The organism is Caldivirga maquilingensis IC-167, from assembly GCF_000018305.1.
Classification (GTDB): Archaea; Thermoproteota; Thermoprotei; order Thermoproteales; family Thermocladiaceae; genus Caldivirga; species Caldivirga maquilingensis.
The window spans coordinates 1,341,157-1,356,593 of record NC_009954.1; the positions used below are offsets into that span (position 1 = coordinate 1,341,157).

The window sequence follows — 15,437 nt, forward strand, 5'->3', positions numbered from 1 at the left end:
ATTAAATGGGATGCAGCAGGAATGCCCAGTGACAAAGGCGTGGAGAGTTCTTGGTAAACCATGGAGACTTGTGATAGTGGATAGGCTTAGTAATGGACCGAGAACCTTCAATCAATTACTCTTCAGTATGCCTGGAATAAGCACCAGAACATTATCAAAGGCACTTAAGGAACTTAAATCAGCAGGAATAGTAACAATGTATTGCTCAGGTAAAAACCACTACTACTCATTAACGGAAATGGGTAAGGAACTAATACCCATAGTCAATGCCATAAAGGCCTGGAGTATTAAATGGCTTAGTGGAAAAACACTAAATATTAATATAAGGTAAATCCCCGTATTATGCCAAGACTAAGTATAGTAAGTTAAATTAATACCTCCTCTGTAAAAATACTAAATAAAGTTATACATAATGAAGTATTATTTAAGAATATTAATGATAAAATTAATTAATTTTTATTTTTAATTAATTTATAATTATCTTCTCCTCAACGCTATTATTGCTGCAACAATGGCAATAACCACTACTATTATTACTATTCCTGCTATTAGTGCTGTTGATATTACTGGTTTAGTCACGGTTACGGTTGATATGGCTGTGGTTGTTGCTGTGCTAGTCACAGTGCTAACTGCAGTTGTTGTGACTGTGCTTGTAACAGTGCTAACAGCCGTAGTGGTTGAGGTAACAGTTGAAGTAGTGGTTGTAGTAACTGGTGTGTACGTTGTGTGGAAGTATGATGCTACACAAGCCTGCAACTGAGGATCAGGATTAGGCAAACCAATGAAGACAGCGTACTGATGCAGATACGGATTAGTCCAAAGACTACCATTAATAATAGCCTCAGCCAAAGGAGGAATAACACCCTGCGGTGCGTAGGCGCCTAGTGATAATACTGTATTGAATTCGGGAGGTAATCCAGCAACTGCATATTGGTGAAATAGTGAATATGCTGCCTTAGTATACTTAGGATTCTTGAAGTTCATGCATTCATAAGCCCACATTGGGTTAGTTATCTTTACTGGGAATGCTGCAGTTATTGTGGCTGTTGATATTTCCACTCCAGGTACCCAGTACTCAAACCATGAGAAGTAGGCCTTAAGAAGCTCCTCATAGGTACTGCTGCCTGGCTCAGCCGCTATTATGGCATTCTGCCAATTACTCAAGTTAATGTAGCCATAGGTTGAGTTAATGCACCAGATAATTGTATTATTCGGTATAGGCAGGTTAGTGGTTAATGGTTTACAATACCAGCCGGTAATCTCATTATTCTGAACAATCGGGTAGGCGAAAGGCGTAGTGTGGCCAGGAATACACCAGCCAGATGGCAAAAGCGCTGGATGTGTCATTGTGAATGCAACATCGTATGATATCCATAGTGTTGAGTAACCACCCTTATTAGAACCGGCGAACATCCAGTCAACCACAGCAGGTAGTTGGCATTGAGATACTTCAGTGGAGTATGTTGATGATTCCAGTGTAATTAATTTAACGGGTATTCCAAATTCTTCAAGTTGGTTAAAAGCGACTTGAGCCTGCGTGATCCAGTTAACCATTGGTGCTGATGCGTATATTGTTAGTGTTAGTGGTGTTCCGTTGGGTAGGTACCATTGACCATTCTTGTACTTTAAGCCGGCTGATTCCAGTAGTTGAGCTGCCTTAGTCCAATTGGGTTCAGTGAAGTTAACGGCTATGCTTCTAAGATCCTTCGGGAATGTTAACCAAAGCCCTGAGGCAGCTGTTGGTGCTGGTGCTGGAACATTAATGTAAACTGGGTACGTTAACCACGGTGGTCCCCAGGCGGCAGCGGCCTCACTCCTATTAATGATGTATAGGAATGCTTGCCTAACCTGAGGAATATTAAACGGGTAATATGTTGGTATACCTATGCCGAATATTGATAAGTCGGGCATTACATAGTATTTGAAGCCAGGTGTACTATTTATTATCTGTAAATCCTTAAGAAGACTGAAGGCTATCCACTCAATGTAAACTGGCTTCTGGGCTGCTATTGCGGCTAAGATAGTTGATGCACCTGGGTTGTTCCATGCAATGAATGTTGGGTAGTACTGCCATGTGTGGAATGGTAGTATCTTATCCCACTCAGCCAGCAACGGCTTACCATCAAAGTACATTGGGTCAAGGTTCTGAGTTATGTAGGTTGGTCCAATTGATGCCACGTAGTATGGCCCATTACTCCACATGGGTGGGTTGAACTCGGTTATGTTAACTTGACCAAAGGTGTAGGCTTGACTGGCATTCATTGTTTGAAGCTTCTCAACAATAGGCTTCCACACGGGCCATGGAGTTGCTATGGTCTGCATGAGTATCCAATAGTACTCTGTGGGTGACCATATGTTGAAAACTATCTCCAACGTATAATTGTTAAGCACCCTAATCTCCTCACTCGCATTCTGGGGTGTTAAGTATGGGTAGTACCAGCTGAATGCCTTAACACCAATGTAGAGTTCAGCGTAAACATCCCAAGCAGTGAAGGGCATTACCGCTGAACCATTAAACCAATAGATGTTATGTCTAAGGTAGATGATTACAGTCTTATTTTGAGGAAACGCAGTCCAATTACTGGCTAGAATAGGCCACCACTGACCAGTAGGGTCATCATAGGCGGCAAGAGGCATTGCTACAAAGGCTGGCCAATCTATGTAATTAATGGGGGCGAATGGATTCCAGTAGTGGGCTGCAGGGGACCACGTCCACCCGAAATAGGCGGTGGTGAACGTGTACGTTACTTGGGATTCTTGAGCATATACAACATGAGAGGCATATAACCCAACCACAGCGGCAACTAAGGCAACTATTATTGAGGTGACTGCTGTTGCACTCCTTGAGGTATACAGATCCATATTTTAGTTACACTAAGCATCTTTAAAAATTTTTTCTCAATATTTTTATTTTACAAATATTGAATATTAATATCATTAGTAGTGAGAATAGTTATGCAACAATAACATTCATTGAGAGTGAGGTATTTAAAGATGGTTACGTTAACCGTTAATTATGGTTAGGTATACGTGCGGGGATGTCTTGGTGAGTGGTATACCGCTTGGTGGTATTGGTTCTGGTGGTGTTGAGGTTAGTAATGATGGTAGGCTTATTAATGCTAGGTTTGCTAATAATTGGGCTTACCCGATTAGGGATTTGAGGGGTTTTCACATTTTCATTAAGCCTCATGATGCCTCAGGGTTCTTCATGCATTGTAGAGTTAATGTGCTTGGCCTTGAGGGTAGGGGTGCCTTAATTGGCTTTGAGGGGCGTTGGCCCTTTGCTTGGCTTAGGGCATTTAGAAATGGTGTGAATGTTGAGGTTGAGGCTTTTTCACCAATAATACCAGGGAACCTGAAGGACTCAACACTACCGGTAATAGGGTTTACTATTAGGGTTAAGGGCTCTGATGCCTTAGCCGCTGTATCAGTGCCTAATGTGGTTGGCACTAATCCAATTGGTAGAATTAATAGGAGCATTAATGGTGGCGTATTATTCACTAACAATAAGGCTCCCGATAATGATCCAGCTAAGGGTAATATAGCCCTAATTACTGAGGAGCCTAGGTTCACTATTACTCAATATAATATTAATAGTAAACCCGAGCACGCCCTTAAGGCTAGGACTTGGAAGGGTGCCTTTGAGAACCCGGAACCCTGGTTAACCATAGATAAGGGTGGTGTACCCACTGGTGAGGAGCCCCATGAGGTTACTGGGCTTTGGGATGACCCAGCAGGCTTAATTGCCTTAAACGTACCTAATGGTGGGGAGGTTAGGTTTACCTTATCCTGGTTCTTCAATGGTAGGTGGCATTTATATAATTACGGACACTACTACGAGAACTTCTTCAAGGATTCAAGCGAGGTTGCTAGGTATGTGCTTGATGAGTTTGATAGGCTTAGGACCAGTACCCTTGATTGGCAGAATAGCTTAATTGACCCAGCATTACCTGATTGGCTTAGGGATGCTGTAGTGAACTCAACCTACATATTAACCACCAGTACCTGGCTTACGAGGGATGGTAGGTTCAGTATCCTTGAGGGTGTTGAGGTTTGCCCATGCCATGGTACATTAGCTGGAGCATGCTATGAGACTGGTTCACTACCGGTTGTCTTAATGTTCCCTGAATTGGAGAAGTCACTTCTAAGGCAGTTCACCGAGGCCATGAGGAGTGATGGCTATATTCCACATAGCTTAGGCATCTATAGCCTGGACCATATTGAGGATGGAACCACTGCGCCACCGAGGTGGAAGGACTTGAATTCAACATACATACTCCTAGTGCATAGATACTTCAAGAGGAGTAATGATGTTGAGTTCATTAAGGAGATTTACCCCAAGCTAATTAAAGCCTTTGAATGGGTCCTGGTTCAGGATAAGGATGGTGATGGTGTACCTGAACTCAGTGGTGATGGTGACACCGGCTTTGATGCAATGTCGGTTAAAGGCTTTGACAGCTACACTACCAGCCTTTGGATTGCGGCTTTAATGGTCATGGGTGAGTTAGCTAAGCTTATGGGTGACCAAGCTACGTTGAGTAAAGTGGAGTCAACATTACTTAAGGCTAGGGACTCCTATAATAGGCGTTGGCTTGGGGATAGGTTTAAGGCCTGGGATGAACCAGACATGGGTAAGGCATCCTTCCTGGCTCAGATTTGGGGTGAGTGGTGGAGCCTAATGCTTGGCTTAGGTCACATTACTGATGAGGATAAGGTTAAGGCCGCCATGGGCACTATAATCAGGGTTAATGGTTCAGCATCACCATACACTACACCTAATCTCGCTGATGAGGATAAGGGCATTATAGGTTACAGCCCGCAAACATACTCATCCTGGCCTAGGCTGGTTTTCACAATGATGAGTGTTGCAAGGGAGCTTGGGGTGGATGGGTGGCTTGATGTGGTTAAGAAGGAGTGGGATAACTTGGTTAGGCAGGGTTTAACATGGAATCAACCATCGAGAATAGATGGCAGGACAGGTAAACCTGAACCTGAGAGAGGGTTCCTTGACCATTACATTGGTAGCCCGGCGCCGTGGAGCCTAACGTATAAGTACGCCTTAAGTAAGTTGAAGATTCATTAATTGAATGAATACTCAAGCATGCGGAAGCTTAATTAGCTGCTTAGGCTTAGGTAAGTGAATGATTAATGGAGTAATCACATTAACCAGGAGTAGGAGGTTCAGGAGCGTGGACTTCAACATTAATGGGATCCTAGTATCAGGAATGATGATTGGTAAAGCTTACAGTGGATTAATCGCGGTTAAGGGTTCCTTAGGAGTGTTGAGTAGTGATGAGGCTAGGGAACTGGTTCAGCATTGGGATAAGGTAACTAACTTAATAATTAGGGTCACAGGCTCTAACTTCTACACATTCTCAGGGCCATTTCAGGCTAATGTCAATACCATTAAGTTTAACGTGTACTTCGATGTCTTCAAGAATGTTGAAGTAACCATAACACCCAATTACCTACAGTTAACGCTCCCAGACTCACGGAGGAGGTTTAGGAGTAGGGGGGAGTTATTGAGTAGGTTGGTTAAAAGTACATTAAATATACTAAGTAAGTACACTGAGGCCCATTAGGCCTGCTGCCTCTGCTGAGTCTTAGCCTGCTGAGCCCTCCACCTAACACAACCACGCCCAGTGCACTTTGATCCGTAGAAGCCAACCTTCTGTCCAGGTGGTGCATTCTTCTTAACAGGTGTGCCACCCTGCTGGTGACTACCGCCACCATGTGGGTGCGCATACGCGCTCATTGCCTTACCACGCACCTTCGGGTATTTCCAAGCCTTAGTCCTAGCCCTATGGTACTTGTTACCAGCCTTAACGAAGGGCTTCTCAATTCTCCCACCACCGGCGACTATGCCTATTGTAGCCCTAGCCCTTGAATCAACCTCAATCATCCTTCCACTGGGTAATTGAACCAGTGTTGTTGAATCCCTGTGAATCATCACTACACCGTAGGTTCCACTGGATCTTGCATACTTCCCACCGTCACCAACCCTCTTCTCAATGTTGCAAACCATTGTACCTTCAGGTATTTTACCAATAGGCATTACGTTACCCGGCTCCACCTTGGCGTCGGGCCCAAACTCAATAATCTTACCCACGTAAACACCCTCAACGGCGGGTAAGTACATTTCTTCACCATTCTCTAGGACAACGTGCATTGCTGGGGCGTTTAGGCCAGTGACGTGGACTAGCTCCTTAATAATCCCCCTAATAGTAGTCTTCAACTGCTCCTCACTGAATTGAACATACCTAAGTGGTGCAATTCTCCTCCAGCTGGGTGACCTGAATTGTGAACCACCTCTACCGGCCCTCTGCACCAGTATCTTCTTACCCATTAATTATCAGGAAGTATTAAATGTGGGCTTTTTAAAAATTAACGCATCATTTAAAGCGTGAGGTTGTCTTAAGGTGGTGGGCTTAGGTAGCTTAAGAGGCCCTTTGATGATGAGACTATTAACGCAGGTATTGGTATTACAACGCCAAGCAGCATAACTGCGGTCATTAACGCCACTGTGTAGAGTACCATTCCTGAGGGGGCTTTGAGGCTTAAGTCCCTTGATAACCTCACGTAGTAGGGTATTGATATTACTGAGTTAATCACTAGGAATACCGCTAACCAGAGCCCAATTGGACCTAGGTAAGCTAGTGATATTATTATGAATAATTTACTCCAGAATCCAAGAAGCGGTGGTGTACCTATGAATGAGAGGCCAAGTAGGTAACTGTAGATGCTGCCCTTATAATCACCCTTAATTATCGTGAAGAAGCCTATCTTACCTGCCGCATTAACCACAAGCTGCAGTATTAACCCGGCTAAGGCGTATGTAAGGATTTGACTTGATTTAGGTGCTATTGCTGGGGCATTGATTAAGGCCGTGGCTGCAGCAAGTATGTAACCCATGTTAGCTACACTGGAGTAGGCTAGGACCCTTGAAGCCTCCCTTGAGGTTAATGCACCTATGTTACCAATCAACATGCTTAAGGCTGACATAATCGCCGTTAACCAGAAGGTGTAGCTTACGTAGAATCCCCCTAGGCTTGTTAGGATTGGGTACGTTAACTTAACTAGGACTATAATGGGCATTATCTTAATTGTGGATGCTAATACCGACACTGGTATTGGGTCACCTGCCGTGAATACGTCAGGTACCCAAATGTGCATTGGCGCCGCACCCACCTCAAGCATTACTCCAAGTAGGGCTAGGGCATAGCCCAGCATGAATAATGGTGGTGATGAGCCGATGAAGTAAGCTGACAATAGTATTACTGAACCAGTGAAGAAGAGTACTGTGGCTATTATGAATGCCACTATTGCCTTAATTGCAGCATCCATGTTTTCCGGCTTAGTACTAATCTGTATTATGAAGTATGAAGCCACGCTTATTATCATGAATAAGCCCAGTAGGAATCCGAAGTATGATGCAATATCCACTGCACTGGAGCTAATTGGTACGTAGAGGGCGTATGAACTCACTAACCCTACTATAGTCATTAGGGCGTAATCAAGCCCCCTGTATTGACTGCTACTTAACACCTTAAGGGACAGTATATTACCAATCACAATTATGTCTACTAGTATTGGGTAAACCATGTAGTTAACGTTAACCCATAGGTCAGGTAGTAGGAGTATTATTGCAGGTATCCAAGCGTACTCCTCCCTCTTAAAGGCCAGTAATGCGGCTGTAACTAATATTGTCCCTATTACTGATGAGACTATGATATCAATGTACTCAACCATACACCATCACCAGCACCAATACTATTAATAGTATTACCACAGTCGCCAGGTAAATGTACCTAACGTACTGGTTCAGTAAACCAACCTGAATCCTCCTAATAACCCTTGAGAAACCTGTGAACAATGATGGTATAAGCGTGTTGAAGAGTACATCAATTCCATGGCTTATTAAGTAGGCGAACTCTATGAGGGCTCTCCCAAAGCCCGCTAGGATAACATCCATGAATGCCTGTATGTAATACCTACGTTCAAAAATGGTTGTTAAATTACTTAATGATGGTGCCCTTGGTTTAATAAGCGCGGTAATGAAGATTACCCAGAGGAATACACCAATACCCACTACATACGCATCATAGCCAGGTTCAACCAGTATTGATGGTACATGTAGAGTAAATGGTATTGCCACTGTGGCTAGGGCCACTGTGGCCGTTAAGGTGTATGATATAGCCATTATTAATCCACCGTGCCCAGACTCCCTATGCTCCACCCTACCCCCCTTAATGAAGTTGAGGGAAGTGAATCTGGCTAGGAAGGCTACGTAGGCTATGCTTGCAAGTATCAGTAGTGCATATGAACCCCAGCCCACTGTTTGACTCACAGTGGAGACTAAGTCATCCATTGAGGCGTGAACCCAGTAACCGGCAAACGGTGGAATGCCTCCCAGGGTTATTGCAGCGGCTATTGTTGAGTAGAAGGCTAGTTTCATCCTCTTAGCCAACTCAACATCACCCACATTAAACCTGGTCCCAGTCTCATGAATCAAGTGACCACTGACTAGGAATAATGTAGCCTTAGATAAGGCGTGTATTATTAAGTATAGGAAGGCAACCAGTACAGCTGTAGGAAGCACGTACTCACCGATGGTTACTGCATTGTTTAAGTAAGGTGCAACAGCGGTTATACCCATCATTAACCCCAGTGACGCCATGGTTGAACCAGCTAGGATAACTTTCCTCTCATCAACGGCTAAGGCGAATAATGAACCAAGTAAGGCTGTTAGTAAACCAATATAGATAACCACCAGGTAGGTTACCAATACTCCACTTGATGTTAACACCCCTGCACCGTATAGGGATAGGGTAAGTCTCATGAATACGTAAACACCTGCAGCAACCATTGTGGCTGAGTGAAGTAATGCGGAAACACTGGTTGGACCAGTCATGGCTGTGAGGAGCCAGTCATTGAATGGGAATTGAGCGCTCTTAGTGAATGGGCCAAGCAGGAAGGCGATGAGAACTATGGCTGTTCCAGCGGTACCCAGTACGCTTATTAAGTGACTCCAGTTTATCATATTGAAGTCTAGGCTGCCTCCAAATATCCCTATTGCCGCTAAGGCACCCAGCATGGGCATGTCACCGAACCTTATTGTAACAATAGCCCTATAGGCGGCGTAGGATGGTGTAGTCCACGCTGGCTTACCAAGCACCATGTCACCCAGCTTCCCAACGAAGGATATTTCATCATCATCTCTGAACCAATTACCTATCAACGCCCATGAACTTAGACCTAATCCCTCCCACCCTATGAACAACAGGAGTAGGTTATTGGAGTAAACGAGCAGTAGCATTGATGCTGCGAAGGTGTTGTAGAAGAACCAGAACCAGCCAAGCCTATAGTCATTAGCCATGTACTCCAGGCTGTATACACCTATTATGAAGGCAAGCCAAGCTGTTAATAACCCCATATACCTGCTCAGGAAGTCAACTATGAATGACACGTACATTGTGAAGATACCTGGCACCGAGATCCATGGGTATGAGTAAATAATGGTCTTCATCGGGTACGCAATGGCTATGTATGTTGAAACTAATGCAGCCACACCAAGCCCAGTCACAGCAAGATACTCCAGTGGGCGTGCCTTACGGTTATCCTGCTCAATAACCCAGTACACTGACATTGGTGAAGCAAACAGTATGGGCACTAGTGTCATTAAGGCTATTAAGGTGGGGAGAATGGACTCATACATGCATTATCACCCCTATTGCACTTAGTACTGAGTGAACTAATGCTGTTGATATGGGTGGGAATAGTAGTATGACGCTTGTTAAACCAAGTACGTAAAGCGGCACCACCAGCTTATTACTTGGCTTAGTTTTAGTGTAAGGCCACCTTGGTTGTCCATAGAAGACTTCCTTAAGTGCCCAGAAGCCGTATGTTCCAGTTAGCAGGAATAGGAATGCTAAACCCACGAAGGCCCATAGAGTGCTTAGACTGAAGCCTAGTGTTGTTAATAGGCCTAGGAATAGGAAGAATTCACCCAGTAACCCAACAGTGAATATGCCTGCTAAGCTCATCCAACCAAGCAATGCCGCACCGCCTATTGATGGTATGTAGTTCTGGAGTCCACCCATCTTAGACATATCAAGTATATCATATTGAACAATAATTGCCCCAGCAGTCATGAAGAGGACTGCCTTACCTAATTGATGCGCAATGAAGTGTAGTGTTAAGCCCACTATACCATATGTACCTAGTGTTAAACCAGCCAGTAGGTAAGCCATGTTAGCCACAGTTGAGTAAGCCAGTAACCACTTGTAGCTATGTCTCTGCCTAAATACAGCGAAGCTAACTAATATGCCACCTATTATGGCGTAGGCAAGTAATGGTGTCCTAATTGATGTTATGAAGTACGGTGATATTAAGTATATTCTAGCCAGTATGTATGATGCTAAGCCAACAACTGATATTATTAATGCTGCAACCGGTGTTGGATGCATGCCGTGCGCCCAAGGTAACCAAACGTGTGGGCCATAGCTTGGTAGCTTTATCAACATGCCGATTAGTATTAAGACCCAGGCCACAGGTGGCACGTACTTTATTGCGGCTAGGTTCATTGTCCCATTAGTTAATGCAACTATAATTGCACCCACTAGGAATAGTACACTGGCGACGTGGGTATAGACGAAGTAAAGTAAGCCTATCCACTGTCTAGTTCTCCCGTAGCCGTCATAACCGTAGAAGTATATTAGGAGGAATGATGATATTAAGGATACTTCAAGGCCTATGTACATGAGGAGTAGATTATATGCGTACACTATCCACTCCATTGATATGCCGCATAGTATGAATAATGGGTAATATATGTTGAACTCCTCCTTAATACCCAATGCACGGAACCTATGCTCCATGTACGGTTCAGAGACTATGGATATCATGGCTGTGACTAAGGCTATTGTGAAGCCGAATGAATTACTTAAACCATCGTTAATAAGGTACATGCCGCCTATTGGGCTTGGTAAGCTACCAAGTGGAACCAGGTAATCAAGGTTAGCGAATATGCCGTATAGTGAGTAGGCTATTAACGGCATAAATGATATTACGGCAGTATAGAGTGATGCACGTTTATTTAAAAACGCGGTTAATATAACTGCTGCAATTGGGAGTGATAGTGAGAATATGAGGATTGGATCCATGTAAACCATCATGACCTATCACCCCCAGCTAAAATACTCCTCGTCTCAATACTCCTCCTCATTCTATCCACAGTTATGATTGCAGTTATTAATGCTATGAATTCAGCAGCCGAGGCTATTACACTAATTGCAACAACTATGAAGGCTAAGTAGGGTTGGTAAACATACAGCGCCACTGCGGTTAGGAAGACTGAGTTGAACATTAACTCAAGGCCTATTAACAGTCTAATTAAGTCCCTTGAATTAATGACCACGGTTAAGCCTATTGATAGTACTAGTATGGCTGTGGCTATTAGGGATAAGGCTTCACCAATCATGACTGGGTCACCTTTAGATACCTTATCGTTATGGCCATCACCATGGATAGGAACGACACCAGTAGTATAAGTAGCATAATCATACTACTGCTCAATACGTCGTGGGCCAATTGAGCAGAGCTTAGGCTAATGGGCTGCAGTGGGGTTGTGTAGATGGATTTAAGGGCTATTAACGATAACACCACTATGACTAAGGCAACACCAAGCCACTTACCCTCAACCCCAGTGTAGGCGACGGGCCTCCTGTAGGTTGCGGCAAGCACTATGGTTATTGTTATTGTTGCGCCAACGTAAATCATTACTATTAACACGAAGGGGAGTACACCATTCATTAGTAGTAATGCGGTCGCTGATAAGCCTGAGGCGAGGGCTAGGTATAGGGCTGAGTATAAGTTATCCTTAGTCAATAATACAGCTAGAGATGATGCCACAGCCAGAACCTCCACAACCACTAGGGCTAGTCCAACATCAGTCACATCCATCACCTCTAATTACTTTACCTGAATTAATTACCTCTAGGCTTCTTTCTGCATTAAAGGCTTGGCATTGATCATTACTGAGCATAATATGGTCATCACAATATTTGTTTTTAAGCATTTCCCAATAACAATACTGAAATACGTTTTACTCAAGGAAGTAAGTTTACTACCATGGTTAATTCTACTACATTTAGTAAAGTATAATTATGGTAGAAATAGTGAGTACACCATAATACTATATATGTATCGTATTAAAATGAGAGTAGGAAACATGAATCATGACTCTGCCCTATTGCATGATTCATGAAGAGACATAGGCGAATTACAATTATGGGTAATTATTAAAGGAGATGTGGTTAATGGGGTCGCGGTGAATTACGAAGGCCACATGGTTTACCCATTAGGCATAATATTTAATAATGCCCTTAATTAAGTGTGTATGTGAGTTCCACAGTATACCTAATGCTGGACGCCTTAGGCATCATTGCGCTTAGGGATGATGGTTCAGTAGTGGATAAGCTAGTGTATGATTATGATGCTCAAAGAATCGCTAGTATGCTTAACAGCATTGAGGTTGGTAAACCCACCGATGAGTTAATAAGCTTCATTAATAAGTTAGCTAAGGCCGGGGTCTCCACAATTTACGTGGAGCATAAGGAATTAGCCAGAAACCTAGCCAACGTAATTAAGGGTGTTGAGATTAAGGCTGAGTTACCCACTAAGGTGGGGAGGCTATTTAGGGAGGAGTTTTGGGGCAGGTACCTTAAGGAGGTTTACGGTATTGAACCCATTGAATACATTAAGAGGGTTCATGAAGTCTCCGTGATCCAAACAAGGCTGAAGCTGAAGCAGGCAGCGGAGAGGAGGGACTTATTCATAGCCCAGGCAATAAATTCAGTGGATGACTTAGATAAGGTATCCAACCTCGTGGCCTCTAGGCTTAGGGAATGGTATGGAATACACTTCCCTGAATTAGAGAACTTAACGAGGAACAATAATGAGTACGCCGTGCTCGTTTATAAGCTTGGGGATAGATCCAACTACACTAAGAGTAATATAATGGAGGCTTTACCCGAACTAGGCGAGGAGAGGGCCAGTAGGATTGCTGAGGCGGCTGCTAAGAGTGTTGGGGCATCAATAGTTGAGTGGGATCTCCAGCAGATTAAGGCGCTGGCTAAGCTTTACCTTGATATGCAGACCATTAGGGAGAACTTAACTGAATACATTGATGACGCAATGAAGGATGTTGCACCAAACATTAGGGAACTTGCAGGTTCACTACTTGGCGCTAGGTTAATTGCCTTAGCTGGAAGCTTAATGAAACTAGCCCTAATGCCAGCGTCAACAATTCAAGTCCTAGGCGCCGAGAAGGCCCTCTTCAGGGCACTTAGGGGTAGGGGGAGGCCGCCTAAGCATGGTGTAATATTCCAGTACCCAGACATATTCAGGGCACCAAGGTGGCAGAGGGGTAAGATTGCTAGGGCTCTTGCGGCTAAATTAGCCATAGCGGCTAAGGCTGATGCATTCACAGGCAACTTCATTGCACCTAGGCTTAAGGAGGAGTTCATGAGGAGGGTTCAGGAGGTTAAGACTATTTACGCCAAGCCACCGCCCAGGAAACCGGCGGCTAAGCCGCATGGTAAGCCTGAGAGGAAGCCCAGTAGAAGGTGAATGCCTCCTCCACTAGTCAATGGCGTGTTTCTAATGAAGCCCTCATGTATGTGTAAGGTAATACCTATATACTCCCCTGGGTTGACCCGATGTGTATTATGCATTATTAATAACTGGATTAGCCTATGTGGCTGTAACACTGATTGTATGTATTAAACCCATTAACAGTGTTGATTCAGTTATTGCCTCATTAATTGCAGGTATTAATAGGCCTAGGCCACTGGACTATGCCGCAGTAGTATTGACTAAATACGGTAGATTCTACACATGGGGTCTCGTGGACCTGGGGCTACTGGTACTGAGGCTGTGGATCCCCTTCGCTGAGTTAACTTTATCAATAATGTTAGCCTATATTATTGGTGGGGTAACTAGGCTACTTGTGAAGCGTCGAAGACCCTATGAGGCTGGTTACGGTAAACCAATACTTGCGGCCAGTGGGTTCTCATACCCCAGTGGCCATGCCGCAGTGGTCTTCAGTGGGGCATTAGTAGCATTAATGACGCTTAATAAGACTGTATCACTAATACTCCTAGCTGAGGCAATACTGGTGACGGCTTCTAGGGTTTATTTGAATGCGCATTACTTAACCGACGTAATAGGTGGTGTACTGCTTGGTTTAACTTCAGGGTTCCTTGCCATTGCATTAACACCAATCCTAATAGTATCTTAATTAATTCATAAAGAATAAAGCTGCCCCCGCGGCTCGTCCCCAGGCCTCATAGGGGGGATCATACCCCTCTTAGCCTGGTCCAGTTACTGCGTCAGCTAGTGTTTTATAAACCTTAATTTAATTAAAAACTAATGCACAGGGAGGGGTTAAGATGCCCTAAATGCGGCTCAACTAGGATTGGAGTAATTGCGGGTGGTCAATTCCAGTTGAAGTGCCTGGGATGCGGGTACATATGGACACCTAGCCTAGTGCCAAGCGGATACATTGAGGTTAATGGAAAGTTAATACATTGGACTGAGGTTGAGGCGGCTAAGGAGAAGCTGCTAAGTGAGCTCAGGGAGGTTCTTGAGAATGCTGGTGACTGTGAACGCATTAAGCCTATACTAGCCAAATACAGTGGCACGCTTGATGCAGAGAGGATAAGTAGGGTTGTTAAGAACGCCTTAACTCAAGTTGAACCTAACCTAAGGCTTAAGGGCCAGTCATTCGTAGAGAGGTATAGTAAGGCGGTTATGGCATGTGTTAATGAGTACTTTAATTCAAGTAAGGTCACTGAACCAAGGCATTTAGATTAGGGAGTAGGTTGAGAATGATTTATTTACTTAATAATGAATTAAATATTCAACTTTAAATACTGAATTAATGCTCAATCATTTAGCAGCGTCAGCCTTATTGTGCCTCAGTATTAAATAATTTATAATTATAACTATTGATACCGTGACTACAGCGGATTGATCATTGCCCCATTAATGTTAATGTATTGGCCACTGCACTGGTTACAGTGTTCATTGAGGTATTGATTAATGTTGAAACAACCAGTTGACATTACAGTAATACCTGTTACTATGCTTATTAACGTTACCGTAACCGGTGTTTAACTTCATTAATTAAATAACAATAATGTTCATTAATGCATTAATAGAATCGCTCATCTTGTCTACTGTTAAGTAAAATCATTATAATTATTGAATCCGTAAGACTCAATGGCATTAATGTTAACCTGCTAATGATTCAGTGGCTTAACGCTAGGGAAATCTTAAATGCACTGGTCTTGAGTAATAATGCCTCATGCGTAGTTAGTGTTAAGTCAAGGGGCTAATGATGGGAAAACTTTATATGACCAATTCACTAAGACAAT

The 15,437-nt window shown here is 43.6% G+C and carries 13 protein-coding genes; 6 read left to right on the plus strand and 7 right to left on the minus strand.

The window, feature by feature from the left end:
- Positions 1 to 10 precede the first annotated feature (10 nt).
- Positions 11 to 331, plus strand: coding sequence for a winged helix-turn-helix transcriptional regulator (locus CMAQ_RS06535; protein WP_012186319.1), 321 nt, complete (start codon positions 11 to 13; stop codon positions 329 to 331).
- A 146-nt stretch (positions 332 to 477) separates the two neighbouring features.
- On the opposite strand, the gene CMAQ_RS06540 is transcribed toward CMAQ_RS06535, so the two are convergent.
- Positions 478 to 2,862, minus strand: coding sequence for an ABC transporter substrate-binding protein (locus CMAQ_RS06540; protein WP_012186320.1), 2,385 nt, complete (start codon positions 2,860 to 2,862; stop codon positions 478 to 480).
- 154 nt (positions 2,863 to 3,016) lie between these two features.
- Between CMAQ_RS06540 and CMAQ_RS06545 the strand changes: the two genes are divergently transcribed.
- Together CMAQ_RS06545 and CMAQ_RS06550 are read left to right on the plus strand one after the other, a co-directional pair.
- Complete coding sequence (locus CMAQ_RS06545) at positions 3,017 to 5,083, plus strand: GH116 family glycosyl hydrolase (protein WP_012186322.1); 2,067 nt, start codon at positions 3,017 to 3,019, stop codon at positions 5,081 to 5,083.
- Between the two features lie 58 nt (positions 5,084 to 5,141).
- Positions 5,142 to 5,582, plus strand: coding sequence for a hypothetical protein (locus CMAQ_RS06550; protein ID WP_012186323.1), 441 nt, complete (start codon positions 5,142 to 5,144; stop codon positions 5,580 to 5,582).
- Here CMAQ_RS06550 and CMAQ_RS06555 read toward each other — a convergent pair.
- The 6 genes from CMAQ_RS06555 to CMAQ_RS06580 all read right to left on the minus strand — a co-directional run bounded on the left by CMAQ_RS06555 (position 5,579) and on the right by CMAQ_RS06580 (position 11,955).
- Positions 5,579 to 6,346, minus strand: a complete 768-nt coding sequence (locus tag CMAQ_RS06555; RefSeq protein WP_012186324.1) for a 50S ribosomal protein L2 — start codon at positions 6,344 to 6,346, stop codon at positions 5,579 to 5,581. The two genes, CMAQ_RS06550 and CMAQ_RS06555, sit on opposite strands and share 4 nt — an antisense overlap.
- A gap of 68 nt (positions 6,347 to 6,414) precedes the next feature.
- Entirely contained in the window at positions 6,415 to 7,749 is a 1,335-nt protein-coding gene (locus tag CMAQ_RS06560; protein WP_012186325.1) for a proton-conducting transporter transmembrane domain-containing protein, read from the minus strand.
- Positions 7,742 to 9,715, minus strand: a complete 1,974-nt coding sequence (locus CMAQ_RS06565) for an NADH-quinone oxidoreductase subunit 5 family protein (protein ID WP_012186326.1) — start codon at positions 9,713 to 9,715, stop codon at positions 7,742 to 7,744. Before CMAQ_RS06565 ends, CMAQ_RS06560 begins: the two co-directional genes overlap by 8 nt.
- Entirely contained in the window at positions 9,708 to 11,174 is a 1,467-nt protein-coding gene (locus CMAQ_RS06570; RefSeq protein WP_012186327.1) for a complex I subunit 5 family protein, read from the minus strand. Before CMAQ_RS06570 ends, CMAQ_RS06565 begins: the two co-directional genes overlap by 8 nt.
- Positions 11,171 to 11,479, minus strand: a complete 309-nt coding sequence (locus CMAQ_RS06575) for an NADH-quinone oxidoreductase subunit K (protein WP_012186328.1) — start codon at positions 11,477 to 11,479, stop codon at positions 11,171 to 11,173. Before CMAQ_RS06575 ends, CMAQ_RS06570 begins: the two co-directional genes overlap by 4 nt.
- The gene (locus tag CMAQ_RS06580) at positions 11,476 to 11,955 is read right to left on the minus strand and encodes a hypothetical protein (RefSeq protein ID WP_156769862.1); all 480 of its coding nucleotides are present in this window, start codon (positions 11,953 to 11,955) and stop codon (positions 11,476 to 11,478) included. Before CMAQ_RS06580 ends, CMAQ_RS06575 begins: the two co-directional genes overlap by 4 nt.
- Positions 11,956 to 12,420: 465 nt before the next feature.
- Here CMAQ_RS06580 and CMAQ_RS06590 point away from each other — a divergent pair, with 465 nt between their 5' ends.
- From CMAQ_RS06590 to CMAQ_RS06600, 3 genes are all read left to right on the plus strand, one after another.
- Entirely contained in the window at positions 12,421 to 13,629 is a 1,209-nt protein-coding gene (locus tag CMAQ_RS06590; protein WP_012186330.1) for an NOP5/NOP56 family protein, read from the plus strand.
- Between the two features lie 91 nt (positions 13,630 to 13,720).
- Complete coding sequence (locus CMAQ_RS06595; RefSeq protein ID WP_012186331.1) at positions 13,721 to 14,299, plus strand: phosphatase PAP2 family protein; 579 nt, start codon at positions 13,721 to 13,723, stop codon at positions 14,297 to 14,299.
- A 131-nt stretch (positions 14,300 to 14,430) separates the two neighbouring features.
- A complete protein-coding gene (locus CMAQ_RS06600) occupies positions 14,431 to 14,874 on the plus strand; it encodes a hypothetical protein (protein ID WP_012186332.1) in 444 nt (147 codons plus the stop codon).
- Positions 14,875 to 15,437 lie beyond the last annotated feature (563 nt).

What these genes read in the sequence shown, in the direction of transcription:
- CMAQ_RS06535 (WP_012186319.1), top strand. Translation starts at nt 11, where the DNA reads ATGCAGCAGGAATGCCCAGTGACAAAGGCGTGGAGAGTTCTTGGTAAA.
- CMAQ_RS06540 (WP_012186320.1), bottom strand. Translation starts at nt 2,862, where the DNA reads ATGGATCTGTATACCTCAAGGAGTGCAACAGCAGTCACCTCAATAATA.
- CMAQ_RS06545 (WP_012186322.1), top strand. Translation starts at nt 3,017, where the DNA reads ATGGTTAGGTATACGTGCGGGGATGTCTTGGTGAGTGGTATACCGCTT.
- CMAQ_RS06550 (WP_012186323.1), top strand. Translation starts at nt 5,142, where the DNA reads ATGATTAATGGAGTAATCACATTAACCAGGAGTAGGAGGTTCAGGAGC.
- CMAQ_RS06555 (WP_012186324.1), bottom strand. Translation starts at nt 6,346, where the DNA reads ATGGGTAAGAAGATACTGGTGCAGAGGGCCGGTAGAGGTGGTTCACAA.
- CMAQ_RS06560 (WP_012186325.1), bottom strand. Translation starts at nt 7,749, where the DNA reads ATGGTTGAGTACATTGATATCATAGTCTCATCAGTAATAGGGACAATA.
- CMAQ_RS06565 (WP_012186326.1), bottom strand. Translation starts at nt 9,715, where the DNA reads ATGTATGAGTCCATTCTCCCCACCTTAATAGCCTTAATGACACTAGTG.
- CMAQ_RS06570 (WP_012186327.1), bottom strand. Translation starts at nt 11,174, where the DNA reads ATGATGGTTTACATGGATCCAATCCTCATATTCTCACTATCACTCCCA.
- CMAQ_RS06575 (WP_012186328.1), bottom strand. Translation starts at nt 11,479, where the DNA reads ATGATTGGTGAAGCCTTATCCCTAATAGCCACAGCCATACTAGTACTA.
- CMAQ_RS06590 (WP_012186330.1), top strand. Translation starts at nt 12,421, where the DNA reads ATGCTGGACGCCTTAGGCATCATTGCGCTTAGGGATGATGGTTCAGTA.
- CMAQ_RS06600 (WP_012186332.1), top strand. Translation starts at nt 14,431, where the DNA reads ATGCACAGGGAGGGGTTAAGATGCCCTAAATGCGGCTCAACTAGGATT.